Genomic DNA, 25881 nt, shown 5'->3' with positions numbered 1-25881 from the left:
TCGCAGCACGTACTCTCGCCCCCGCGAGCATGATGACGGAATAGCTTCGCGCTTCGCAAACAGCCAAAGGCGGGACTTTCACCCCGCCTTTTCAACGATCCAATTTCGGATGCGTCACTGCTCAGTGGCTGTCCTTGCCGACAGCATTTCCGCGACATCCCTTGAGGAAGTCTAGGTCGGCGCCGGTATCGGCGCCTTCGACATGCTGCTGATGCAGGAAGGCATAGCCCGATGTCGGCAGATCGTGGTTCGGCTGCCATTCGGCAAGCCGCCGCGCCAGCTCCTCATCGGAAATGTCGAGATGCAGGCGACGGTTCGGCACGTCGAGCTCGATCATGTCGCCGGTCTTGACGACCGCAAGCGGCCCGCCGACCGCCGCTTCCGGCGAGGTGTGCAGCACGACGGTGCCGTAGGCCGTGCCAGACATGCGGGCGTCGGAGATGCGCACCATGTCGAGGATGCCTTTCTTCAGCACCTTCGGCGGCAGCCCCATATTGCCGACTTCGGCCATGCCGGGATAGCCCTTCGGCCCGCAATTCTTCATGACCATGACGCAGGTCTCGTCGATGTCGAGATTGTCATCGTTGATCTTGGCCTTGTAGTCGTCGATATCCTCGAAGACAACAGCCCTGCCCTTATGGACCAGGAGATGCGGCGAGGCGGCCGAAGGCTTCAACACGGCGCCCTTCGGCGCGAGATTGCCGCGCAGCACGACAATGCCGCCCGACGAGGTCAGCGCTTTTTCGGCCGGCAGGATGACGTCTTCGTTCCAGTTGACGACGTCCTTGACCTCGTCCCAGACGGTTTCGCCGGAGACCGTCAGCGCGTCCTTGTGCAGGAGGCCGGCCTCTCCGAGGCGCTTCAGCACGACAGGCAGGCCGCCGGCATAGAAGAATTCTTCCATCAGGTACTTGCCCGACGGCATCAGGTTGACGATGGTCGGAACGTCGCGGCCGCAACGGTCCCAATCATCAAGCGTCAGATCGATACCGACCCGGCCGGCGATGGCGAGCAGGTGGATGACGGCGTTGGTCGATCCGCCGATCGCCGCATTGGTGCGGATGGCATTTTCGAAAGCCTGCTTCGTCATGATCTCGGAAGGCTTCAGATCGTCCTTGACCATCTGCACGATGCGGCGGCCGGTCAGCTGCGCCATCACCTTGCGGCGGGAATCGACGCCCGGGATCGCGGCATTGCCTGACAGTGCCATGCCGAGCGCCTCGGCCATGGAAGCCATGGTGGAAGCGGTGCCCATCGTGTTGCAGGTGCCCGAAGAGCGGCTCATCGAGGCTTCCGCCTCGAGGAACTCGGCCTGCGTCATCTCGCCGGCCTTCACCATTTCGGAAAACTTCCACAGATGCGTGCCGGAGCCGACGCGTTCGCCGCGGAAATAGCCGTTCAGCATCGGCCCGCCGGTGACGACGATCGACGGCAGGTCGACGGAGGCCGCGCCCATCAGCAGCGAGGGCGTGGTCTTGTCGCAGCCGACGAGCAGCACGCAGCCATCCATCGGCTGGCCGCGGATCGCCTCTTCCACCGCGAGCGCGGCGAGGTTGCGGTACATCATCGCGGTCGGGCGGAAGGTGTTTTCCGAAGCCGAGAATACCGGCACCTCGAGCGGGAAACCGCCGGCCTCCCAGACGCCCGCCTTCACCTTCTCGGCGAGCTCCCTCAAATGACCGTTGCACGGGGTCATATCCGACCAGGTGTTGAGGATGCCGATCACCGGCCGTCCGTCGAACAGGTCGTGCGGGTATCCCTGGTTCTTAAGCCAGCCGCGGTGATAGATCACGTCGCGGCTCGTGCCGCCGTACCATTCCTGCGACCTCAGCCTGCGCGGCCATTCCGCTTTCTTTTTCATCGTCTCTGTCCTTCAGGTGAATTGCCGGGCCGCCTCGTACGGCCCGGGTCATCGGATATGTCTCAAGCCAGGGTGTAGGCCGTCTTGACCACGGTAAAGAATTCGCTCGCATACTTGCCCTGCTCGCGCGGACCGTAGGACGAACCCTTGCGGCCGCCGAACGGCACGTGGAAATCGACGCCTGCCGTCGGCAGGTTGACCATGACCATGCCGGCCTCGGCATTGCGCTTGAAATGCGTTGCATGTTTCAGGCTGGTAGTGGCGATGCCGGCCGAAAGCCCGAACGGCGTGTCGTTGGCCGTCGCCAGGGCCTCGTCATAGTCCTTGACCCGGATCACCGAAACGACAGGTCCGAAGATCTCCTCGCGCGAGATGCGCATCTGGTTGGTCGCTTCGGTAAACAGTGTCGGCTGCAGGTAGAAGCCGGGCGTTTCGCGGGAAATCACTTCGCCGCCGAAAGCGAGTTTGGCGCCTTCCTTTTTGCCGATCTCGATATAATCGGTGTCGGTCTTCAGCTGCCGCTCGTCGACGACGGGGCCGATATGCGTGCCGGCCTTCAGCGCGTTGTCGACGACCAGCGTCTTCAGCTTCTCGGTCAAGGCCGCGACGAACTTGTCGTGAATGCCTTCGGTGACGATCAGGCGCGACGAAGCGGTGCAGCGCTGGCCGGTCGAGAAGAAGCCGGAATTGGCGGCGGCTTCGACGGCGACGGAGAGATCGGCGTCGTCGAGCACGACCATCGGGTTCTTGCCGCCCATTTCCAGCTGGAACTTGCGGTTATGCTCGATGGAGGCGGCGGCAACGCGCCGGCCGGTGCCGGTGGAGCCGGTGAAGGTGATGCCGGCGACATCAGGGCTTTCCAGCATGGCCTGGCCGACGACCGAGCCCTTGCCCATGACGAGGTTCAGCACGCCCTTCGGCAGGCCGGCGCGGTTGAGGATGTCGACGATCGCCCAGGAACAGGCGGGCACCAATTCGGCCGGCTTGAAGACGATGGTGTTGCCGTAGCAGAGGGCCGGGGCGATCTTCCAGGCGGGGATGGCGATCGGGAAATTCCACGGCGTGATGATGCCGATGACGCCGAGCGCTTCGCGGGTGATCTCGACGCCGATGTTCGGACGCACCGACGGGATGACCTCGCCGGCAAGCCGCAGCGCTTCGCCTGCAAAGAATTCGAAAATCTGCGAGGCGCGGATGACTTCGCCGGTGGCTTCCGGCAGGGTCTTGCCTTCTTCGCGGGCGAGCAGCGCGCCGAGCTCGTCCTTGCGCGCCATGATCTCGTCGCCGGTCTTCTTCAGGATGACATGGCGTTCCCAGATGCCCGAGCGCGACCAGGTCGGAAAGGCGGCCTTGGCAGCGGCGATGGCATTCTTGGTGTCTTCGGCGCTGCCGTCGGCATAGAGACCGACGACTTCGTTGGTGTCGGACGGATTGATGTTCTTCGTCGCGTTCGTGCCGACCCATTCGCCGGCGATCAGGTTTTGATAAATGGTCATGGGCTCAACAAGCCTCCTTCACCGTTTACAAACAACGGCCGGCCGCGGACGCGGGCCTGGCCTCGAATATCAGAGCTGCTTGACGGAAATCTCTTCCTCGGCCGCTACCTTCAGCGGATTGCGCAGCGGCAGGCCGAATTCGGCGACTTCAATCTCGAAGAGGTCGCCCTCTTCCGTCTTGATGCCGTCAGCAAAGGAAAGTGTCGCCGTTCCGAACATATGGACATGGACGTCGCCCGGAACCCGGAAGAGGCCATATTTGAAATGGTGATATTCCAGATTGGCGAAGGTGTGCGACATGTTCGCCTCGCCTGACAGGAAGGGCTTTTCGAAGATCACCTTGTCGCCGCGCTTGATGCGCGAGGTGCCGCGAATATCCTCCGGTGCGGCGCCGATGCGGATCTCAGGGCCGAAGCTTGCCGGGCGCAGCTTCGAATGGGCAAGGAAGAGATAGTTGATCCGCTCGGTCACGTGATCGGAAAATTCGTTCGACAACGCAAAGCCGATGCGGAAGGGCGAGCCGTCTTTGGCGATGACGTAAATGCCGGCCATTTCAGGCTCTTCGCCACCGTCGAGCGCGAAGGAGGGCGAGACGAGCGGCGCACCGGGGGCGGCAGTGCCATGGCCGTTGCCCTTGTAGAACCATTCGGGCTGCACGCCCTTTTCGCCGGCTTTCGGCTTGCCGTTCTCGAGACCCATCTTGAACATCTTCATCGAGTCGGTCAGCGTTTCCTCGGCCGCCTCGGTGGTTTTCTTGTGCATCGAATCGCGGGTGGCGGCTGAACCCAGATGGGTAAGGCCGGTGCCGGTCAGATGCAGATGGGCGGCGTCAGGATGGGTGATCGGCGGCAGGAAGCGGCCTTCCGCATAGGCTTTCTCGAGATCGACGGCATCGCCGAAGCCATGCGCCTCGATGATTGCCGCAAGCGACTTGCCGCCGTCGGCGGCTTCCATCGCCAGCTGATAGACGCTGCCGGCATTGTTGACCGATCTCGCCGCGCCGCCCTGCTCGCGCACGGCGACGACGATCTCTCCGTTGGCACCCTTGATCTGGGAAATAAGCACGACTTTGATCCTTCTCGTTTCCGCGAAGACAGAAAAGCTCCGCCTGTCCGGCCCCATCAGGAGCCGGAATCCATCTTTCATACGACTGCGAATGCCGGGGCTGGCGCCTGTCGGCGCTCAGCCCTTGTTCTTGTTGTAGACGTCGAAGAACACGGCGGCGAGAAGCACCGCACCCTTGACCATCTGCTGGAAGTCGATGCCGAGGCCGACGATCGACATGCCGTTGTTCATGACGCCCATGATGAATGCACCGATGACTGCGCCGGTGATCTTGCCGACGCCGCCGGAAGCCGAGGCGCCGCCGATGAAGCAGGCCGCGATCACGTCAAGCTCGAAGCCGACGCCGGCCTTCGGCGTTGCCGAGTTCAGGCGAAGCGCGACGATCATGCCGGCAAGGCCCGCAAGCACGCCCATGTTGACGAAGGTGTAGAAGCTGAGGCGCTGCGTGTTGATGCCCGAAAGCTTGGTCGCCTTTTCATTGCCGCCCATGGCATAGATGCGGCGGCCGATCGTCGTGCGCTTGGTGACGAAGGCGTAGATCGCGATCAGCACCAGCATGACGACGAGAACGTTCGGCAGGCCCCTGTAGCTGGACAATTGATAGCCGAGCCACCAAATGGCGCCCGAAACGACCAGGTTCTGGCCAATGAAGAAGCCCAGCGGCTCGACATCGATGCCATGGCTTTCGTTCACCTTGCGGCGGCGCCAGGCGAGGTAGAAGAGGATGACCGGCAGGATGACGGTCAGGGTCAGCGAGGTCGACTGGACGGGCGTGCCGAAGATGTCGATCATGTCGCCCGGCAGGAAGCCGGTGCTGATGACCTGGAATTCCTTCGGGAACGGGCCGATGTTCTTGCCGGCCAGCACCGTCAGCGTCAGGCCGCGGAAGACGAGCATGCCTGCGAGCGTCACGATGAAGGACGGGATGCGGTGATAGGCGATGAAATAGCCCTGCGCAGCGCCGATAATGCCGCCGACGATCAGACAAATCAGGCCGGCGACCCAGAAATTCATGCCCCATGTCACCGTGAAGATTGCCGCGAGCGCGCCGACGAAGGCGACGATCGAACCGACCGACAGGTCGATATGCCCAGCCACGATGACGAGCAGCATGCCGAGCGCCATGATGACGATGAACGAATTCTGCAGGACGAGGTTCGTCAGGTTGACCGGCTTGAAGAGAATACCGCCGGTGTAGAACTGGAAGAATACCATGATCGCGACGAGCGCGATGAGCATGCCGTATTCACGAATGTTGCCGCGGATGTAGTCGGCAACGGAAACGACGTTGCTTTCCTCGGTTGCTGGGTTGACCGGAGTCATTGTCTCTTCTCCCCTGAGCGCATGATAGCGCGCATGATGGTTTCCTGGCTTGCTTCTCCCTTCGGCAGTTCGGCGACGATGCGTCCTTCGTTCATCACGTAGATGCGGTCACAAGTGCCAAGCAGTTCGGGCATTTCCGATGAGATCATCAGAACGCCTTTCCCATCGGCGGCAAGCTGGTTGATGATAGTATAAATCTCGTACTTTGCGCCAACGTCGATGCCTCGGGTAGGCTCGTCGAGGATCAAAATCTCGGGATCGGAAAACAGCCACTTCGACAACACCACCTTTTGCTGGTTGCCGCCGGAAAGATTGACCGTTTCCTGGAAGATGCCGTGCGAGCGAATGCGCAGCTTCGACCGGTAATCGGTCGCAACCTTCATCTCCGTGATGTCGTCGATGACGCTGTTCTTCGAAATTCCGTCGAGATTGGCGAGCGTCGTATTGTGCAGGATCGTGTCGTTGAGCACGAGGCCGAGCTGTTTGCGGTCCTCGGTGACATAGGCAAGACCTGCATCGATCGCCTTGCGCACGGTACTGACATCGACGGCCTTGCCGTCGACGAAGACCTCGCCGCTGATCTTGTGCCCGTAGGACTTGCCGAAGACGCTCATGGCGAATTCGGTGCGGCCCGCGCCCATCAGGCCGGCAATGCCGACGACCTCGCCCTTGCGCACGTTGACGTTTATGTTGTGCAGCACCTGGCGGTCGCGGTGATGCTGGTGATAGGCGTTCCAGTTCTTCACCTCGAAGATCGTCTCGCCGATCGGCACGGAGCGCGGCGGATAACGGTCGGCAAGGTCGCGGCCCACCATGTTCTTGATGATGATGTCTTCGCTGATCTCGTCGGCGTGACAGTCGAGCGTCTTGACGGTCATGCCGTCGCGCAGGACCGTGATCTGGTCGGCGACCTTGCGGATCTCGTTCAGCTTGTGGGAAATGATGATCGAGGTGATGCCCTGATTGCGGAACTCGATCAGGAGATTGAGCAGCGCGTCGGAGTCCTTCTCGTTGAGCGAGGCTGTGGGCTCGTCGAGGATGAGCAGCTTCACGCTCTTCGACAGCGCCTTGGCGATCTCGACGAGCTGCTGCTTGCCGACGCCGATATCGGTTACCAGCGTATTCGGGGATTCGCGCAGGCCCACCTTCTGCAGCAGCTGCTTCGTGCGGTTATACGTCTCTTCCCAGCTGATGACGCCCTTCTTGGCGTTCTCGTTGCCGAGGAAGATGTTTTCGCCGATCGACAGCAATGGCACGAGCGCCAGTTCCTGGTGAATGATGACGATGCCGATTTCTTCGGAATCCTTCAGGACCTTGAAGTGACGCGTCTCGCCTTCATAGACGATGTCGCCTTCATAGCTTCCTGTCGGATAGACGCCCGATAGCACTTTCATCAGGGTCGATTTGCCGGCCCCGTTTTCGCCCACCAATGCGTGGATCTCACCCTGGCGAACCTTGAGGTTCACGTTCTCCAGCGCCTTGACGCCCGGGAACGTCTTGGTGATGCTCCGCATTTCGAGGATGGTATTGTCCATAGTCAAAGTTCCAGCGCCTTGAGCCGCCGAGCGGCTTGGCGATCATAAAATCGAAGGCCGGAACCCGCAAGCACGCGGGCTCCGGCCTCGTGTTTAACTTACTTCAGCTTGTCTTCGGTGTAGTAACCGCCGTCGACCAGGATCTGCTTGTAGTTGGTCTTGTCGACCGAAACCGGCTTCAGCAGATAGGACGGAACGATCTTGACGCCGTTGTCGTAGGTCTTCGTGTCGTTGACCTCGGGCTCCTTGCCGGACATGACGGCATCGACCATGGCAACAGTGACCTTGGCGAGTTCGCGGGTGTCCTTGAAGACCGTCGAGTGCTGTTCGCCAGCGATGATCGACTTGACCGACGGGACTTCGGCGTCCTGACCGGAAACGATCGGGAGCGGCTGGTCAGCCGAACCGTAGCCGACGCCCTTCAGCGAGGAGATGATGCCGATCGAGAGACCGTCATAGGGAGACAGGACGGCATCGACCTTGGCGTCGGTGTAGTTGGCCGAGAGCAGGTTGTCCATGCGGGCCTGGGCCGTAGCCGCATCCCAACGCAGGGTGCCGACCTTGTCCATGCCGGTCTGGCCGGACTTCACGACGAGCTTGCCGCTATCGATGTAGGGCTGCAGGACCGACATTGCGCCATCATAGAAGAAGAAGGCGTTGTTGTCGTCCGGCGAACCGCCGAAGAGTTCGATGTTGAACGGGCCCTTGCCATCCTTGAGGCCGAGGGCGTCAACGATGGAGGTCGCCTGCAGAACGCCGACCTGGAAGTTGTCGAAGGTGGCGTAGTAGTCGACGTTGGCCGAGTCGCGGATCAGGCGGTCATAAGCGATGACCTTGATGCCGGCGTCGTGAGCCTTCTGGAGAACGTCGGAAAGCGTCGTACCGTCGATCGAAGCGATGACGAGAACCTTGGCACCCTTGGTGACCATGTTTTCGATCTGCGACAGCTGGTTCGGAATATCGTCGTCAGCATACTGCAGGTCGGTCTTGTAGCCGGCGGCCTCGAGCTGCTTGACGATGTTGTTGCCGTCGTCGATCCAGCGAGCGGAGGACTTCGTCGGCATCGCGATGCCGACGAGCCCCTTGTCCTGCGCCATAGCAGGCATAACGAACGAAGCGACGCCGAAGGCAGCCGCAGCCATCAATGAGATAATGGATTTCATTTCTCTCTCCCTTGTTAATAGAGCAGCGGACGAAAAATCGCCCGCCCCGAAACTGTGGCAGGTTCCGTATTGGATAGTTACTTCAGATGGTGAGAAACGAAGTAGGTCTCCTCCACGATCTCACACGTGTTGAGTGCCAACCAGCACACGGCGGCAAACTGGTATGGATTCCTATAACTGTCAAATAGAATAAGTGGTAATGTGCATAACAATTTTGGTATATCGTTAAAAAGTATTACTTTTGATGGAGCGCAGTGGGAGGCTGCAACCATGACGATCGTTTCAGAGCCCATTTCGATGGATCACGTCGATATCCACAGCGACAGTTTCGGCGATGACAGCCTTTTACGGGCAGGACTTAAGCTGAATCACCTGCGCATGATCGTCGCAATCGAAGATAGCGGACAGATTTCCGCAGCTGCGGAAGTCCTCAACATTTCGCAGCCCGCCGCATCGCGCATGCTGTCCGAAATGGAATCAATCACCAAGACTCAGCTCTACGAGCGGGTGGCCCGCGGCGTGGTGCTGACGACCTTCGGCGCGGCCCTTGCCAGACGTGCCAGGAAGATCCTGCTGGAGCTGCGCGAAGCGAGCCGCGAGATCGGCGAATTGAAGAGCGGCAAGGGCGGCTCGGTCTTCATCGGCGCGGTGACGGCGCCGGCCATGAGCCTCGTCGTGCCGGCGATCAACAGGGTGCGCAAGGCCTATCCCGGCATCGAGATCAACATCCAGGTGGAGACCAGCAACGTGCTCGCCCGCGAGCTGCTCGCCGCCCGCCACGACTTCATCATCGGCCGCATTCCCGACGATCTCAATCCGCGCCTGTTCGAGGTCAAGGAGATCGGCATCGAACGCGCCTGCCTGATCGTGCGCAAGAGCCATCCGCTTTTAAAGCAGAAGGTGAGCAGCCTTGCCGACGTCAGGGATTACGATTGGGTGTTTCAGCCGCCGGGCACGCTGCTGCGCCGCACGATCGAGGACATTTTCCTGGCGCGCGGCGTGGCGCTGCCGGAAAATGTCGTCAACACCTCCTCGCTGCTGCTGACCTGCGCCATCGTTTGCGAAACCGATGCGATCGCCCCCGTCGCCGTCGACGTCGCCCATTTCCTTGCCAGCCAGGGCGCCAAGGCCTCCGACGTGCGCGTGCTGCCGATCGATTTCGACATCAACGTCAAGCCCTACAGCCTGATCGCGGCAAGCGAGCGGGCGCTGCCGCCGAGCGCACGACTGCTCTACGACATAATCCTCGAGGAAAGCCTGAAGCAGGCGGGATAGGTCCGCAAGCCCGGCGCCATCTTGGCCGGTCTTAATGTGCGCCGGAGCAATTTCGGCAAATGCGCAGCGGTTTTTTGCGTCCGGAAATTGCGTGAAAAAATAGAGCACGTCGGCCGATCGCAGACGCCGGAATGCTCTTCAAGGAAGCGGGATGCTGTTCGGACAGTCGGTATTTCAATCAGTGCTCGAGCGGCTGAAGGCGCAGGACGAGTCGGTGGAAGACGACGCCGAAGCGCCGGCCGGCCACCGTGTGGCGGGCCTCGGCACCGGCTTCGCCTTCGATGTCATGGAGGGTGTCTCGGCCGCCTCGCAGCGGATCGGCGAAGCCTATTTCGACAATCTGGAACACGAAGCCGCAGCCGGGCCCGCGGAAAAACCGGCGCCTCTGCTTCCACCCGAGCCTGTGATGCCGGATCACCTGACCCGCACGGCGCCGCAAGAGGTTGCCGCCGAACTGGCGATCTCGGCGACCGATACGCCGCTGACGCTCGGCGAGAAGCGCCGCGCCTTCGCACGCGCCAATCATCCCGACGGCGTCGCCGTGCCCTTCCGCGACAATGCGACGAAGCGGATGATGCTGGCCAATCTCCTGATCGACGAGGCGCTCAGGAGATTGCGCTGACTATTCCGCCTGCCCGTCCTTCGACGGCTTGTCCGCGGCTGGCGCCGCGGGCTCTTCGTCGTCGTCAGCGTCGGGCATGGCTGCAGGCTCGGCGACCTCGGGCTGCGGATTGAAGCTCCAGAACAGCATATAATAGGCATAGGCGCCCGCCCCGGCCGAGATGACGGCCCAGAAGGGATCCCCGCCGATGATCTCGACCGCAGCCCAGCCGAAGCAGACGGCCACGATGGCAATCCGCACCCAGAGGCGCCGGTATGCCGGATGGTTCGGATCGATCAGTTGCATCTGTGCCCCACAGTCCAATATGTCACACATGCCCCCGGCATGTGTCGCACCCATTGTGGTCAGGTGTCGCGCTTGTCTTTAGTTTGAATCTTGCAAATGTGAAAGAGCCGCGGGCTTGACGCGACGCAGAGAAGATGGAATGAAAATTCCAGATTTTTGGCAATTCGGTTTATTTGTTCCGAATTCAAGGGAGGTTGCAATGACAGTGAGATTTGGTCTTCTCGGCGCCGGCCGCATCGGCAAGGTACATGCGAAGGCCGTCAGCGGCGACGCCAACGCGACGCTGGTTGCGGTCGCGGACGCCTTCCCGCAGGCGGCGGAAGCCATCGCTTCGGCCTATGGCTGCGAGGTCCGCACCATCGAGGCGATCGAGGCCGCCAAAGATATTGACGCCGTCGTCATCTGCACGCCGACGGACACCCATGCCGACCTGATCGAGCGCTTCGCCCGCGCCGGCAAGGCGATCTTCTGCGAAAAGCCGATCGATCTCGATGTCGCCCGCGTCAAGGCCTGCATCAAGGTGGTGGAAGAGACCGGCGCCAAGCTGATGGTCGGCTTCAACCGCCGCTTCGATCCGCATTTCATGGCGGTGCGCAAGGTGATCGACGACGGCAAGATCGGCGATGTCGAGATGGTGACGATCACCTCGCGCGATCCCGGCGCCCCGCCGGTCGACTATATCAAGCGCTCGGGCGGCATCTTCCGCGACATGACGATCCACGATTTCGACATGGCCCGCTTCCTGCTCGGCGAAGAGCCGGTCTCGGTGCTGGCGACCGCCGCCGTGTTGGTCGACAAGGCGATCGGCGAAGCCGGCGACTATGACAGCGTCTCGGTGATCCTGCAGACCGCCTCCGGCAAGCAGGCCGTCATCTCCAACTCCCGCCGCGCCACCTATGGCTACGACCAGCGCATCGAAGTGCACGGCGCCAAGGGCATGGCCGCGGCCGAAAACCAGCGCCCGGTCTCGATCGAAGTCGCCAACGGCGACGGCTACACCCGCCCGCCGCTGCATGACTTCTTCATGACCCGCTACACCGAAGCCTACGCCAACGAAATCGCCGCCTTCATCGCCGCAATCGAAAAGGGCATGAAGATCTCGCCCTCCGGCGCCGACGGTCTCGCAGCGCTGGCGCTTGCCGACGCCGCGGTGCAGTCGGTCAAGGAAGGCAAACTGATCAAGGTTGGCTGACGGCCCTCTCCCGACCGCCAGTCATGCATGAGATGGCCGGGCACACGCCCGGCCGTTTTGCGTTTGATTGGGCTAAGCTCAAAAAGGCCCCTCCTCACAGGGAAAAGGGTGAGTGAGACGGTGCCTGTCCCGTTCGCCCCTGCGGGGAGAAGGTGGCCCGAAGGGTCGGATGAGGGGGCCGCGGACACAAGGCTGGCCGGTCCAAGCTACCAGCTGCTCCAAGGCCTAAAACAGTATTATGACAGAGACTTAAAGAAATCTCTGTCGGCGGTTGTGGCCCCCTCATCCGCCCTTCGGGCACCTTCTCCCCGCTGGGGCGAAGGGGGAACCACTACTCCCCGCCCTGAACGCCTGAGACTACAATATCCTGGTCGATCACCGAGAGCGCCCGGTTGAGGTGGCCTTCGAAGACCAGGATGGGCTCTTCCGGGACGATGCGGATTTCCGGCATGCCTTCCATGCGCACGATATGCGACTGGCCGAGGCCCTCTTCGATGCCCTGGCGCAGCAGGTCGTAATAGCGCGTGCCGGGGCCGGTGATGGCGATGGGCATGCGTTCGGTGAGGCTGAGCATGCGCGACAGGCCGTTGCCCAGCGCAAGCCCCGCCTGGCGGAAGGCGAAGGCGGAGGTGCGGTGGCCCTGGCGGGCCTTGGCGGCGATCTTGTCGAGTTCGGCGACGGGCACGAATTTGGCGGGGATCGTATCGAGCGGCACTTCGAAGGCGCCGCGCAGGATGGCGTAGAAGCCGGCATAGGCTTCGATGCAGCCGCGGGTGCCGCAGCGACAGAGGCCGCCACCCGCCATGTGCAGCATGTGGCCGAAATTCGGCGCCGAGACCTCCTGCCCGGTCTGCCCTCCCCGCCGGACGATGCCGAGGCCGATGCTGTGGCCGAGGGAAAGAGCGGCGAGCGAGCGGAAATCGGCGCCCTTGACGATCTCCTCGCGCGCGCCGAGTGCGGCGGCGACCAGCAGCGTCTCATTATCGAGGATGACCTTGGCCTGCCAATCCGGCCGCAGCGCCGATTCGAAATCGATCTGGTCGCTGCCGAAGATCGGCGACCAGACGAGCACCGGCTCGGTGGAATCGACCAGGCCCTTGCTGCTGATCGAGATCAGCAGGACTTTTTCCTGGGTAATGCGGGAGCGATCGAGGATGCGCAAAAGGCCGGTGCGCACGCCCTCCACGAAGCGGCCAGCCCCTGAGGGATCATGCGAGCGCTCCTCGCTGAACCGGTCGATCAGCTTGCCGGCATAATCGACCAGCGAATATTGCACCGCATCCGAGGAGATGATGACGACGATGAGATAGCCGCAATCGCGCCGCTGCCGGAGCAGCACGCGCGGCCGGCCGCGGCCGCTTGCCGCCTGCTGCTCGGATTTTTCGATGATCTGGGCGCGTTCCAGATCGGCTGTGATCGCCGAGATGGTGGCCGAGGACAGCCCGGTGAAATCGGAAATTTCGGTATGGGCGAGCGCGCCGTGACGGCGCAGCACGGACAGCACGAGCACGCTGTTTCTCTGCCGGACCAGCTCCGTGCTCGACTTGGTCAGCATGAATGCCGCCCTCTCCTCCTGCTTGCTCCACCCGTGGTTTCCACTGCATGTCCGACCGCCGTTGCGCAAGCGAATTAAGCCGGTAGTGCAGTGTTGACAGTTGAAAAAATCTCTGACATCAAATTTCTCGACTGTCGAGAAAATAATCCGAACTTTCCTCGACAGGTGTATCGCGGTGGCCGGAGGAAGCATGGGCTGGGCCGGTCGCAACTCCACTCGGGAGGACATTATGAAGTCTATTTTGAAATTGATGGCGGGCGCTGCCATTCTCGTTTCCGTGCACACCGCCGCCATGGCTGCCGATCTCGTCGTCGGCGTTTCCTGGTCGAATTTCCAGGAAGAGCGCTGGAAGACGGACGAAGCCGCGATCAAGAAGGCTCTCGAAGCCAAGGGCGCCAAGTATATTTCCGCTGACGCGCAGTCTTCTGCCGCCAAGCAGCTGACCGACGTCGAATCGCTGATTTCGCAGGGCGCCAACGCGCTGATCATTCTCGCCCAGGATTCCGACGCCATCGGCCCGGCGATCGAAAAGGCCGCCGCCGAAGGCATTCCGGTTGTTGGCTACGACCGCCTGATCGAAAACCCGGCCGCCTTCTACATCACCTTCGACAACAAGGAAGTCGGCCGCCTGCAGGCCGAAGGCGTCTTCAAGGCGAAGCCGGAAGGCAACTATGTCTTCATCAAGGGCTCGTCCTCCGACCCGAATGCCGACTTCCTGTTCTCGGGCCAGCAGGAAGTGCTGAAGGCAGCGATCGATGCCGGCAAGATCAAGAATGTCGGCGAGGCCTATACGGACGGCTGGCTGCCGGAGAACGCCCAGCGCAACATGGAGCAGTTCCTGACCGCCAACAACAACAAGGTTGACGCCGTCGTCGCCTCCAACGACGGCACGGCCGGCGGCGCGATCGCAGCGCTCGACGCCCAGGGCCTCGCCGGCTCCGTTCCGGTTTCCGGCCAGGACGGTGACAAGGCGGCGCTGAACCGCATCGCTCTCGGCACGCAGACGGTTTCCGTCTGGAAGGACAGCCGCGAACTCGGCAAGCGCGCAGCCGAAATCGCTCTCGACCTCGCCGGCGGCAAGGACATGAGCAAGATCGACGGCGCACAGGCCTTCAAGGGCGGGCCGAAGGGCGTGGAAATGCAGTCGGTTTTCCTGAAGCCGCTCGCCATCACCAAGGACAATCTGAACGTCGTCATCGACGCCGGCTGGATCTCCAAGGCTGAAGCCTGCCAGGGCGTGAAGTCCGACACGGTCGCCGCCTGCAAGTAAGAAAGCTCGAGATTGAACTGCCGGCGCCGCAGCGGAAAGACCGTTGCGGCGCCGGATGCGGATGCGAACTCCAAGGATGCAGTTCCTCCGCCCCGCCGCGCCATCGCGGACTTGCATTCCCTGCCGGAAGGGTGTCGCGACGCCACGCCACGGTTTCCGGAAGCATCACGATGGTCAGTTGAAGAACGGACGATGACGCCGCCGACCGTTTCGGGCACGCCGGCGCACCCGTCCAAACACAATGGGGGAACGGCAAACCCATGGCCGAAATGGTAAAATCCACCACATCAAGCGGGCCGCGAACGGCGGAAGCCAATCCGGTGACCCGCTTCTTCCGCGCCACCGAAATCGACACACGCCTGCTCGGCATGATCGGCGCACTCGTCATCATCTGGATCGGTTTCCACATCATCACCGGTGGCCTGTTCCTGACGCCGCGCAATCTCTGGAACCTCTCGGTCCAGACGACCGACATCGCGATCATGACGACGGGCATGGTGCTGATCATCGTCACCCGCAACATCGACCTTTCGGTCGGCTCCGTGCTCGGCCTCTGCGGCATGATCATGGGCGTGACCCAGGCGAAGATCCTGCCTGAGTATATCGGCTTCGACAGCCCCTTCACCTGGGTGATCACCCTGATCGTCGGCCTGATCGCCGGCGGCCTGATCGGCACCTTCCAGGGCATGATCATCGCCTTCCTGAACGTTCCCTCCTTCATCGTCACCCTCGGTGGCCTGCTGGTCTGGCGCGGCGCGACCTGGCTCGTCACCAGCGGCCAGACGGTTGCCCCCATGGACCAGACCTTCCGCATCATGGGCGGCGGCGCGGAGGGCTCGATCGGCGCCACCTGGAGCTGGATCGTCGGCATCGCCGCCTGCCTCTTCGTCATCGCCAGCATCATCGGCTCACGCCGGCAGCGCCGCCGCTTCGGCTTTCCGCGCCGGCCGATCTGGGCGGAATATTTCCTCGCCACCTTGAGCTGCGTGCTGATCCTCGGCGCCGTCTCGATCGCCAACAGCTATTACTGGCCGATCAACATCGCCAAGAAATATGCCGAGACCAACAATATCCCCTGGCCGGAAACCGGCCTGGATATTCCCTACGGCATCGCCGTGCCGGTGCTGATCGCCATCATCGTCGGCATCATCATGACCTTCATCGCCACCCGCCTGCGCTTCGGCCGCTATGTCTTCGCGATCGGCGGCAACCCCGAGGCGGCCGAGCTCGCCGGCATCAAGACCCGCTGGGTGACGGTGCGCATCTTTGCGCTGATGGGCGTCCTCGCGGCCATTGCAGCGGCGATTTCCACCGCCCGCCTCAATGCGGCGACGAACTCGCAGGGCACGCTCGACGAGCTCTACACCATCGCCGCCGCCGTGATCGGCGGAACGTCGCTGGCGGGCGGCACCGGCACGATCGCCGGCGCCATGCTCGGCGCGCTGGTCATGCAGTCGCTGCAATCGGGCATGGTGCTCGCGCATGTCGACACCCCGCTGCAGAGCGTCGTCGTCGGCACCGTCCTTGTCGTGGCGGTCTGGCTCGACACCGTCTATCGCGCCCGTGCCAAGTGAGAGGAGCCCCAGACATGGCTGATCAACGCACTCCCCTCGTGGAACTGAAAAACATCTCGATCTCCTTCGGCGGCATCCACGCCGTGGACAATGCCTCGGTCGATCTCTACCCCGGCGAAGTGGTCGCCCTTCTCGGCCATAACGGCGCCGGCAAATCAACGCTGATCAAGATCCTCTCCGGCGCCTACAAGCGCGACTCGGGCGAGATCCTGATCAACGGCGAGCCGGCCGACATCCGCAATCCGCGCGATGCCAAGAAATACGGGATCGAGACGATCTACCAGACGCTTGCCGTGGCCGACAATGTCGACGCCGCCGCCAACCTCTATCTCGGCCGCGAGCTGAAGACCCGCTGGGGCACGCTCGACGACGTGGCGATGGAGGCCTCGGCGCGCGAAGTGATGGGGCGGCTCAACCCCAACTTCAAGCGCTTCAAGGAGCCGGTGAAGGCGCTTTCGGGCGGCCAGCGGCAATCGGTGGCGATCGCCCGCGCGATCCTCTTCAACGCCCGCATCCTGATCATGGACGAGCCGACGGCAGCGCTCGGCCCCCAGGAGACGGCGCAGGTGGGCGAGCTGATCAAGCAGCTGAAGAAGGAAGGTATTGGCATCTTCCTCATCAGCCACGACATCCACGACGTCTTCGACCTCGCCGACCGCGTCTCGGTGATGAAGAACGGCCAGGTGGTGGGCCACGCCCGCACCGAGGATGTGACCAAGGACGAGGTGCTGGGCATGATCATCCTCGGCAAGGTGCCGCCGAAAGCCATCCCCGGCCCCGGCGCCATGCAGATCTGAGGGCCGTCAGGCGCCCTGCCTCAGAAAACCCACTCCGCCGCCCGCGAGGCCGGCGGAGTTTTTATGTCAGCCCCCACAGCTGACGAATAAAAACACCCTGCAAAACCGCAAGCATCGGTATTTCTGGGAATTTCGCGATTGAAGCCGGCCGCAAGCTAGGCTAAGAACCACCCATCGGACAGGCGATTCAAACCGCCTCAGGCATGCACCCGTAGCTCAGCTGGATAGAGTGTTGGATTCCGATTCCAAAGGTCACAGGTTCGAATCCTGTCGGGTGCGCCACTTCTTCTCACGCTTGCCATGATAGCGAAATGGCTTGGCATATGTGCCACCAAGCTTTCAGGATCGAGCTGCGCTGACAGCGCTGTTGATCCCGACCAGATCGCGGAAGAGCACGCTGAGACGCAGCTTCGGGCGTGGTTTCGGAAGCGGCTGAAGCAGGAGGCTGTTCGGCCGGGCGTGACTGCGCAAGTCGATTGATAGCAGCTAGAATAATCTTCCGGTGGCCAAGCGAGACACCGAGCTCCTGGGGGTCGGATTCCGCGATATGAGGGAGCGCTCGAAGATCAACGTCATTCTTGACGAAGGCCTCAGCATACTGGCAGAGACCGAGTTGACGGAGTCAATCCTCAATCGTCTCATCGACGTTCATTCCGCTTGCGCCTCCGGAACTCATCGGCGACATCGGCGGCTCAATCGTGTCTTGCCCGCGAAGACCGTGGTACACCGCCGTGTCGACGCCTAGCCCACCTTTGATCGCCTGAAGGGGCAGTTTCGTCGGATCGCCGGATGCGTGCGCCATCGGCGATGAAGCCGTTGGCAGCCCTGGCCGAACTGGGGCCCGAGGCGCAAGGCGCTGTAACAAGCCTGCAGCGTCGCGCCTTCCTCCGCCGGCGCGACACTACGAATCTTGAGGCAGACGTGGCACTGGTTGGCTGGACACGGCTGACTTTGCCTATATCTTAGAACGCAGCCGACCTAGTGTTGTCTAGATATCTCATTTGTTGCCCGGCCCACTCGAACCGCAGTCGTTGCAGTTGGTGTTGTCGGGATTGCCCTTATTCGTTGAGGTATCCTTGGTGCCACCGCTGCTTCCAGCGTTGTCGTTCGGCGGCGGCTTACCGCTTTCACCCATGGTTGTGGTTTCGTCCCGTGAGTTGCTGCTAGCTGCTAACGTCGGCACAAGCCCAGCGAATAGAAGCGCTAGCGCGGTGAAAACCGGAAGTATAAGTCTGGACATGGTCATACTCCTTGATGAGAGTCATTGACTCAGGAACGCCAGAGGATGCCTTTTCGGCTGTGCTGGCTCCCTCTCTGGCGTAGGTCGCCAACCGCTGCAAATCCTCGATGCCGTCTCCGGCGGACGCTAAAAGGGATGTCTCGATTCTGATCAGAGGAGGCAGGCTACCGCTCCCACGGCTAGCTATGCCTCGCAATCTCCCATTGGAGAGCCGCTCCCCATAGCGAACCGCTTTGCGACCGCAGCTTGGAACAGGAGACGGACTATATTTTTCGGATTTTGAATACTAAAATACATGCAACAATCAATCAATTAGCTCTTAAGTAATATGACTAGATAGTCCGGATTATACAGTTGAGTTGGCGGATCTTTCGGACCGACTAGGCCTGCTCGCCGCGATCGTCCGGAAAGTACCCGAACATGTCTGCCTGCTAAGGACCGCTCGCCTGTCGTTCGAAGTCAGGCGACGGGCCTCACCACCACTCCAGAACAAAACTGGGCACCGCAGCGATGGCGGCTTTGCGCCGCATGGCAGTCATTCCTGCAGCCCCGTCCATTCGCCAAAAGCGGACATTGCTATTGCAGAGGCCGCGGGCAGCGTTGCGGTAGGCAGCTTTGCGCCAATTTCCGGACTTTCGGTGTGTTCGCGAGCCGCGCGGCGCCGCGCGGCAAATTCACGACCATGGGAACGACCGAGCGGCTCGCGGCTCGCTCACACCTGTTTATGCTGATGCGCCGCGGGGTCTCGATACTCGCGATCTCGTCGGTGCAAAAGAAATGCTCGACCAACTGCGAGAGGTACTATTTGCAAACGGTCGAGATCGTATCCTGCCTGCTTCCTCCGCTAGTCCGCCCCGTCCGTTTTTGCCCGCTCGATGAATTTCGCCGCCACCGCTTTGCCAAGTGCGGCACCGGCCTGGTTGTCCATTTCATAGTGGATACCAGCCCAGACGCGGGAATCGCCCGCCTCTTTGCCAACCGCGCGGACGAACTCCGCATGGCCGGGAAACAGGTACGCCAGGACCTCGCATCGGGCAGTTGAAAGCGTGGAGTGGTTCGACGGATAACTGGGATGGGCTGGCACCGCGAACAGGGGAGTGATGCTCGCGTCAAGCATGTTGGGCCGCAGATACCAATAGGCGTACTTCCCGTCGTTGCTTGCAATGTAGGCGTCGTAATAGACCGTTGCGAGCATCGCGTAAGCCCGCGCGGCACGCGGCGGGTTCGTATCCGTCCTGTCCTCGAACATCCACTTGCTGGCATAGTCATACCAGTCGGTGAACAGGCCGGATGGGCTTTGCCAGTAGAACGCTTTGTAGCTATTAGGGAATTTTCGTTCAAACTGTCGGATTGCATCCGTCTCGGCCTTTACAGCTGGGGACTGGCAGTCGGGTGGCGCCGGCGGCCTGAATTCATCGGCTGCTGCCAGCACGATCGGCTTCCAGTTTGGCATGGTTACATTGGCGGGTTTGCTCCCGACCCACATGCACGGCCCGGTCGGAACAGTGCCGGTCCACGCTGCATCGGAGCCATCGGCCTTTGCCCGCGCAATCACCTGCTCTGCGACCCTCCGCCCCAACTCCAGACCGGCGGAAGAATCGCTTGGGAACTGCACACCGGCAAGCACACGCGACTGTGCCGCTTCTTCTGCCATTGCCTTGAACGACGATGTCTCTTCGGGAAAGAAATAAGAAAGAACGGTCGCGGCGGCTCCGGCGGCTGCTGCGTGTTCAGATGGATAGGAGGGACTGCGGGGCGTAGGCAGCGCAGTCGGCAGTGTCGCATCCGCCTCGCTCGGGCGCGGCCGATTGTAGAAGTACTTCGCGTCCCACGCAGCGATAGTGGCGTCGTACATCGCCATCGTCAAATAGGTGTAGACGCGGTGCGCATTTGGAATCTGCTGGTTTTCGAGAAGGCGATTGTTGACCAGATCGATCCATCGGTACCCAGGCGAGCCGGCGTCCCAAAAGGTGATTTTGTCGGCGGCAGCCGGATCCTTTTGCGCCAAGAGATCCCGCATCCGCGCCAGTTCGGCTGCTGCGGCGGAGGCGTCGGGCGGCGGTGGGACTCGGAAGTCCTCGCCAGACGTGATTACCCACGTCTTCCACGTTCCAGCCTCTGGTTCTATCAAATCCGATTGGGCGAAAGCACAGTTCCCTGAAAAAAGGATTACCGCGCAGGCCTTGCCAAAGCCGCTAAGCATGTGAGCCTCCCATACGTTGCCCCGCTGCCCTTCTATCTTCATTTTAGCAAAGTCTAATTATACGGCGAGGCGCTGTTCAATAAAAGGATCAAGTTAGAGCACGGCAGCGTTGTGAAATTCTAAGCCGAATGGCTGTTTATGCGCCGCATCTCGGTCGAAGAGGCAAAGTTCGGTCGATCGCTATTTCGGAAGTACTTTATAGTCTTATTCGCCGCGGTCATTTTTCGATGGCTGCCAATGGCATCAGCGACGCCTGGTTGAGCTACGGTCAACCAGGAATGGTCGACCGCGGACAGTGTGAAACAGCATCGGCTCGTTGTTTTACGAGCGATGCACCGAGTGCCAACCTTTTACATTGAACGTCAAATGCGGGTCCTATTGGCGCTAAGGTGCCAACTTTCATCCTCTCCGGCGCGCCAATCGGGATGTACATTCCAAAATCGTGTAGCGCGACGTCCGGTTTTGACCCATTCCAGACCTTCCGGTGCATGCACAGCAAAGGGCCTTGCGGCAATACAATGCCTCCGACTTCTGCTACGGTGCATTCCTCGGGCATAAGTGGTCTTAAAGAACGCCGTCGGGAATCGCAAGCTTGCTGCCGTTCTTGCTGCCGATGTGGTGGGCTACTCCGCGCTGATGGAGCGTGACGGCCAAGCAGGCGGCCGACGCGCGCATGTGGGCCGGCGTCCATTTTCGCTCCGATGTGGTTGCGGGCCAAAAGATCGGTGAGGGTGTGGCCGAGCAGGTCATAGCGTTCGCGGTCCACCGCCCCAGCGGTGGGCGAGACGCTCGCCTTCGATTGGGGGCACCTTGGGGCTTAGCCCAGAGCTATCGGAAACAGGTGGCCGAAGCGCACCGGGGAGAGTTGGATTGTCAACCGAGCATGTAGAGCGGCGACTTACGGCCATTCTAGCGGCCGACATCTCCGGCTACAGCCGGCTGATGGGCAACGACGAGGAAGGTACGCTCGCCCAACTGAAGGCGCATCGGCGTGCTCTGGTCGACCGAAAGATCAACGAACACCGCGGGCGGATTGTCAAGACCACCGGCGATGGGATGCTGGTCGAGTTCGCGAGTGTGGTCGAGGCCGTTCGCTGCGCCGTCGAGATCCAGCGCGGCATGGCGGAACGCAATGTCGCGGTGCCGGCAGGACAACGGATCGAGTTCCGCGTCGGCATCAATGTCGGCGACATCATCATCGAGGGTGACGACATTTTCGGGGATGGCGTCAACGTGGCGGCTCGCTTGGAGGGGCTCGCGGAGCCTGGCGGCATCTGCGTCTCGGGCCGCGTGCAGGAAGACGCGCAAGGCAAGCTCGACATTGCCTTTGAGGATATCGGCGAACAGAAACTCAAGAACATCGCTCGGCCGGTGCGCACCTTTCGTGTGCGGCTCGACGCCACGGCCGCTCCGGCGCTCGCCGGCTGGCGCCGGGGATTGTTCGCCGCTCTAGCTCTGATGAGTTTGCTTATTGTAGGCGCGCTGTGGACCAGTCTTGGCCCTGAGTGGAAATTTCTCAGCATTCTGCGCTCTGGCGATCAATTCACAAAAAGTGCTGAAGTCGGCACGAAACCCGCGATCGCCATTCTCCCGTTCCTGAACAACAGCGACGAGTCGGCTCGTGAGCATTTCGCGGATGGATTGACGCAGGATATCATCAACGCACTCGGTCGGTTCTCCGCGCTGACCGTGATGTCGTGGAACGCTGTCCTCCCCTACAAGGGAACGCCCGCAAGCCCGGAGGAGATCGGCCGCGGTCTCGCCGTCAGCTATCTGGTCGAAGGCAGCGTCCGCCAGACTGGCGACCGTGTGCGGGTCATCGCGCAACTCGTCGACACAAGGCAGGGACGAGTGCTTTGGTCTGCGCGCTTCGACGAGGCGCTGGCGGACGTGTTTGCGCTGCAAGACAACATTGTCACTCACATTGTCAGAGTCCTCGCGATTCGCTTGACGCAGATCGAACAAAATCGGGTGTTCGCAAAACCAACCGAAAATCTCGCAGCCTATGATTACGTGCTGCGCGCCAGGCCGGCATTGCAGCGCCCGACGCACGCAAACAATGTGGAGGCGCGCGCCATGCTCAGACGCGCCATCGAGCTTGACCCGAACTACGCTGCCGCCTATGCAGCACTTGCCGAAACCTATCACATTGCAAGCTCGATGGGCTGGGCGGAATCGCCAACCGCCTTCCTAAGCCGTGCCGAGGAACTGGCAATCAAGGCGCTGAGACTTGATGATTCCGAGGTGCGCGCGCGTATCATTCTCGGCCACATCCACCTCTTTCATCAGAGATACAACCAGGCAGAGGCGGAGCTCGAGCGCGCCATTACGATCAATCCGAACGATGCCCACGGCCTTGCCGGGCGCGGCACCATCCTGTTGTGGCTGGGACGGACGGATGGGGCGATCGAGGCCTTGGAGCAGGCGCAGCGTATCGACCCCGATCTCAATGCGATCGATCGCTTTGCGCTGAGCCTGGCCTACTATCTGAAACGGCGTTACGACGCGGCGATCGAACAGGCGGAACTTAATCTTCGAACAACCGCAGGCGCGAACTTCAGCCGTATTCTACTGGCGGCCGCCTATGCACAACACAACCGAGCGGAGGACGCTGCGCGTGTCGTGACGATGATACGCCGCATCGACCCAACCTTCGACCCGCAGGAGTTCGGAACCAAGTTTCTAAACTCTGGCGATCTCGAACATCTGCGCGACGGATTCCGCAAGGCCCGCCTCTACCCCGTCACAGCTGACCTGCCACCGGCCGGGAGAATGAACCGCTAATGTCCTTGAAGTAGCGCGCGGTGCTGGTTGGCCTTCGCGATGTTCGCAGCAAGATCCTCCTGGAAGAGCGCGGGTCCCATCGGGGCCGGCTTGCCGAAAATATATAGCCTGCCGTCGCTGATCAGCCAGTTCTCCGGGTTGGCTTCGTCGAGCTCGCCCATGGCCAGCGCCATCGCACAAAAATTTCCGAACTGCGGCGCGTAGCGAACAGGATCGGCCTTGAAAAGCTCGCGATGCTCGGCGCTCGCGAAGAGGTAGCGGTGCTCGTCCCATTCGTACTCGATCTCCGGCAGCCCGCGCGTGGGGCTTCCGATGGTGAAATAGGCGACCGGGTCATAACCCTTGATCGCCAGCGGAACCGCTTCCGTGGCAAAAGAGGGCATCGAGGTCGCAAACAGGGCGGCTGCGATCGCCAGTACGAGGTGAATTGCATTTCGCCGAGAGACATTGTGCATGGCGAATTCCCTGATTTGCCCTTCCCGGGCCGCGAACAGCCCCGCAGCAAACGAAGCCGTCTGCGTCATTCCGTTCGGGCACTAATTATGGCTCATGTAGCGCTCGGCCGCAACACGCTTAGCACGGCCCCTTTATCGCGTGGGCAAGTCAAATGAGCCGTATAACGCTAGAAGAATGGCGTGAAGAGTCCGAGCGGCATGAAACTGAGACGTTGGCTTTGGCTGTCGAACTTGGTCAAAAAATCCGCAGCCGCAAGGGTCGATCTACTTTTCGAAAATTGGCTCAAAGTTGGTCAACAATCCGGTGTCGAAGCAAAATACAACAGGATTGTTCGGTCCTAAAGCGACGGTGTAGCTTAATGGATAGAGCCCTTACTTTCGACGGCGGGATAGCAGCCACCTGCCATGACTGTCATAACCGCAACTGGCGCATAGTTGCCACGCACATCATCGAGTCGGGATTTACGCCGCAGACCACCCGCATCGCAACTCACCGACCTTCGCATCCGCTCATTAGCAATTTGTTGACCATAAGCTGGCTTACTGAGCGTGATGGATGCGGAGTTCCCGCCCGTCGTCGCGTGTTTGGTTTAGGACGGGTTGTTGGCGTTGAAGTATTCAGTGCAAGGATTGTCAGGCGGAATTGCCACGCTTCTGTCGCGTGCAAAACGCATCGCAGCGCAGACCATTCTGCCGGCTCTGTTTGCGCTCCCCGCGCTTGTCGGTTCCGCATCATTGGCCTCGGCTGAGGATCGCGCCCTGAAGCTGTTCTTTACCCATACGGGCGAGAAGGCGACGATCACCTATAAGCGCGACGGTAAGTTCGATCCCAAAGGCCTTGCCCAGATCAATCGGTTTCTGCGCGACTGGCGAAGGAACGAGCCGACCCGGATGGATCCGCGGCTGCTCGACCTGGTCTGGGAGGTGTACAAGCGCAGCGGCGGCAAGGACTATATCCACGTCGTTTCGGCCTATCGCTCCCCTACCACCAACAACATGCTCCGCAACCGTTCGCGCAGCACTGGCGTCGCCAAGAAGAGCCAGCACATGCTCGGCAAGGCGATGGATTTTTATGTTCCGGGCGTGAAGCTTACGACGCTGCGCGCGATTGCCATGCAGATGCAGGTCGGCGGTGTCGGATATTATCCGACCTCGGGATCGCCCTTCGTCCATCTCGATGTCGGCAATGTCAGGGCCTGGCCCCGCATGTCGCGGCAGGAACTTGCCCGGATCTTCCCGAATGGGAAGACGATGCATCTTCCGGCCGATGGCCGGCCGCTGCCGGGATATAGCCAGGCGGTTGCGAACTACCGGAAGCGCGTCAGTTCCACCGCGATAGAGATCGCCAGCACCGCTGGCGACGACGAGGACGCGGGAGCATCGACCCCGCCGGGCGGCGACGCCACCAACGGCAAGCTCGTAACGGCGCTTCTGCCGACGCCGAAAAGCCGGGCGTTGAATGCGCTCGCGCTGCAGACCGGCGCAGGCGAGCGGGATGACGAAGACGCCGCTCCGGATGTTTCATCCTTGCCGATTCCGATACCGGCGATGCGCCCGCCTGCGCTTGCGCATGACGCGGGCGCGGACCACGAACTCAAGACCGCCTCGATCGGCCCGATTGCCGCACTTCCGGGGAGACCGGCCACGGCATTGCCGGCCCACGCCCGCTTCCATCCCCGCCTTGCTGCAGCGGAGACCGCCAGGCCGGGCGCTGCTATGATCGCCTCTCTGCCCATGACCGCGTCGTGGGAAGAAGCGAATTTCCTCGGATCGACGTCCGACGCGGCGCTGATGAAATGGGCGCTGCATTCTCCCGGCGAAGCGATGGGATTGAGCACGCCTCGTGTCTCGCCCCGCACGGTTCATCGTGAGGCGAGTGTTACGACGTCAGCTGAGGATGTTACCCCGGTCGCAGGCAGAGGCCCGTTCGATGCCGGCCGGTTTACATCGCCCCCGGAGGGTTGACCGCATTCGTCAGGTTAATGCGCTGCGCCCGCGACAAAAAACGTTCGAATGTCACCTCGCCAGCCGGCAAGCAGATGGCTTCGAGAAGATGGCGGCGGGCGGCCAGTTTTGTTCGGGTGAGGTCGTGGCCGCCGATGCCCCTAGCTTCGTCTGATAGCGTACCGGAACCTGGCGGATCGCTCATCGTTATAGCCGTGGGATCGCAAAGGTGGCCCCATTTT

General features: G+C 61.4%; 19 protein-coding genes, 1 tRNA gene and 1 pseudogene. 9 read left to right on the top strand and 12 right to left on the bottom strand.

Annotated elements, in window-relative coordinates:
* Window positions 1–121: 121 nt before the first annotated feature.
* The 6 genes from araD to chvE all read right to left on the bottom strand — a co-directional run bounded on the left by araD (window position 122) and on the right by chvE (window position 8443).
* Entirely contained in the window at window positions 122–1861 is a 1740-nt protein-coding gene (araD, locus tag CO655_RS14385) for an L-arabinonate dehydratase (protein ID WP_097604306.1), read from the bottom strand.
* Window positions 1862–1923: 62 nt separating this feature from the next.
* Window positions 1924–3357, bottom strand: coding sequence for an aldehyde dehydrogenase family protein (locus CO655_RS14380; RefSeq protein WP_097665157.1), 1434 nt, complete (start codon window positions 3355–3357; stop codon window positions 1924–1926).
* A 69-nt stretch (window positions 3358–3426) separates the two neighbouring features.
* Window positions 3427–4422 carry an AraD1 family protein gene (gene araD1 / locus CO655_RS14375; RefSeq protein WP_097665254.1) on the bottom strand — a complete coding sequence of 332 codons (996 nt, stop codon included), beginning with the start codon at window positions 4420–4422 and terminating at the stop codon, window positions 3427–3429.
* A gap of 117 nt (window positions 4423–4539) precedes the next feature.
* Window positions 4540–5745: a multiple monosaccharide ABC transporter permease gene (mmsB, locus tag CO655_RS14370; protein ID WP_097665156.1), complete on the bottom strand. Its 1206-nt coding sequence runs from the start codon at window positions 5743–5745 to the stop codon at window positions 4540–4542.
* Window positions 5742–7280 (bottom strand): multiple monosaccharide ABC transporter ATP-binding protein, encoded by a 1539-nt coding sequence (gene mmsA, locus CO655_RS14365; RefSeq protein WP_038690642.1) that lies wholly within the window; start codon window positions 7278–7280, stop codon window positions 5742–5744. Before mmsA ends, mmsB begins: the two co-directional genes overlap by 4 nt.
* Window positions 7281–7378: 98 nt before the next feature.
* Window positions 7379–8443, bottom strand: coding sequence for a multiple monosaccharide ABC transporter substrate-binding protein (chvE, locus tag CO655_RS14360; RefSeq protein ID WP_097604301.1), 1065 nt, complete (start codon window positions 8441–8443; stop codon window positions 7379–7381).
* Between the two features lie 270 nt (window positions 8444–8713).
* Here chvE and CO655_RS14355 point away from each other — a divergent pair, with 270 nt between their 5' ends.
* Window positions 8714–9718, top strand: coding sequence for a LysR family transcriptional regulator (locus tag CO655_RS14355; protein WP_097665155.1), 1005 nt, complete (start codon window positions 8714–8716; stop codon window positions 9716–9718).
* Window positions 9719–9869: 151 nt separating this feature from the next.
* Window positions 9870–10340, top strand: coding sequence for a hypothetical protein (locus CO655_RS14350; protein ID WP_097665154.1), 471 nt, complete (start codon window positions 9870–9872; stop codon window positions 10338–10340).
* Here the strand turns inward: CO655_RS14350 and CO655_RS14345 are convergent, their stop codons facing one another.
* Window positions 10341–10625 (bottom strand): hypothetical protein, encoded by a 285-nt coding sequence (locus tag CO655_RS14345; protein WP_097665153.1) that lies wholly within the window; start codon window positions 10623–10625, stop codon window positions 10341–10343. It abuts the gene before it with no gap.
* 199 nt (window positions 10626–10824) lie between these two features.
* Between CO655_RS14345 and iolG the strand changes: the two genes are divergently transcribed.
* Window positions 10825–11817 (top strand): inositol 2-dehydrogenase, encoded by a 993-nt coding sequence (gene iolG / locus CO655_RS14340; RefSeq protein ID WP_097665152.1) that lies wholly within the window; start codon window positions 10825–10827, stop codon window positions 11815–11817.
* A 331-nt stretch (window positions 11818–12148) separates the two neighbouring features.
* On the opposite strand, the gene CO655_RS14335 is transcribed toward iolG, so the two are convergent.
* Entirely contained in the window at window positions 12149–13372 is a 1224-nt protein-coding gene (locus tag CO655_RS14335) for an ROK family protein (RefSeq protein ID WP_097665151.1), read from the bottom strand.
* A 229-nt stretch (window positions 13373–13601) separates the two neighbouring features.
* Here CO655_RS14335 and xylF point away from each other — a divergent pair, with 229 nt between their 5' ends.
* The 4 genes from xylF to CO655_RS14315 all read left to right on the top strand — a co-directional run bounded on the left by xylF (window position 13602) and on the right by CO655_RS14315 (window position 17295).
* Window positions 13602–14642 carry a D-xylose ABC transporter substrate-binding protein gene (gene xylF / locus CO655_RS14330; protein ID WP_097604284.1) on the top strand — a complete coding sequence of 347 codons (1041 nt, stop codon included), beginning with the start codon at window positions 13602–13604 and terminating at the stop codon, window positions 14640–14642.
* A 260-nt stretch (window positions 14643–14902) separates the two neighbouring features.
* Window positions 14903–16216, top strand: a complete 1314-nt coding sequence (locus CO655_RS14325) for a sugar ABC transporter permease (protein ID WP_097604282.1) — start codon at window positions 14903–14905, stop codon at window positions 16214–16216.
* A 14-nt stretch (window positions 16217–16230) separates the two neighbouring features.
* Complete coding sequence (locus CO655_RS14320) at window positions 16231–17013, top strand: ATP-binding cassette domain-containing protein (protein ID WP_097604281.1); 783 nt, start codon at window positions 16231–16233, stop codon at window positions 17011–17013.
* A gap of 205 nt (window positions 17014–17218) precedes the next feature.
* A tRNA-Arg gene (locus CO655_RS14315) sits at window positions 17219–17295 on the top strand.
* Window positions 17296–17302: 7 nt separating this feature from the next.
* On the opposite strand, the pseudogene CO655_RS14310 reads toward CO655_RS14315, so the two are convergent.
* Both CO655_RS14310 and CO655_RS14295 read right to left on the bottom strand, forming a co-directional pair.
* Window positions 17303–17575, bottom strand: a pseudogene (locus CO655_RS14310) (SAM domain-containing protein); the annotation flags it as partial.
* Window positions 17576–19097: 1522 nt separating this feature from the next.
* Window positions 19098–20456, bottom strand: coding sequence for a phosphatase PAP2 family protein (locus tag CO655_RS14295; RefSeq protein ID WP_245423807.1), 1359 nt, complete (start codon window positions 20454–20456; stop codon window positions 19098–19100).
* Window positions 20457–21326: 870 nt separating this feature from the next.
* On the opposite strand from CO655_RS14295, the gene CO655_RS14290 reads away from it, so the two are divergent.
* Window positions 21327–23240, top strand: a complete 1914-nt coding sequence (locus tag CO655_RS14290) for an adenylate/guanylate cyclase domain-containing protein (protein WP_097665149.1) — start codon at window positions 21327–21329, stop codon at window positions 23238–23240.
* Here CO655_RS14290 and CO655_RS14285 read toward each other — a convergent pair.
* Window positions 23237–23764, bottom strand: coding sequence for a YHS domain-containing (seleno)protein (locus CO655_RS14285; RefSeq protein ID WP_010028772.1), 528 nt, complete (start codon window positions 23762–23764; stop codon window positions 23237–23239). The genes CO655_RS14290 and CO655_RS14285 overlap by 4 nt on opposite strands.
* A 540-nt stretch (window positions 23765–24304) precedes the next feature.
* Here CO655_RS14285 and CO655_RS14280 point away from each other — a divergent pair.
* On the top strand, window positions 24305–25660 hold the full coding sequence (locus tag CO655_RS14280; protein WP_097665251.1) for a DUF882 domain-containing protein: 1356 nt from the start codon (window positions 24305–24307) through the stop codon (window positions 25658–25660).
* Here the strand turns inward: CO655_RS14280 and CO655_RS33400 are convergent.
* The gene (locus tag CO655_RS33400; RefSeq protein WP_141514315.1) at window positions 25638–25844 is read right to left on the bottom strand and encodes a hypothetical protein; all 207 of its coding nucleotides are present in this window, start codon (window positions 25842–25844) and stop codon (window positions 25638–25640) included. The two genes, CO655_RS14280 and CO655_RS33400, sit on opposite strands and share 23 nt — an antisense overlap.
* Between the last annotated feature and the right edge of the window lie 37 nt (window positions 25845–25881).

The sequence above is a fragment of the Rhizobium sp. M1 genome (genome assembly GCF_002531805.1).
In the GTDB taxonomy this organism is placed as follows: Bacteria; Pseudomonadota; Alphaproteobacteria; order Rhizobiales; family Rhizobiaceae; genus Rhizobium; species Rhizobium etli_C.
Note: the sequence above shows the minus strand (reverse complement) of the source record. Positions and strands in the feature narration are given on the sequence as shown.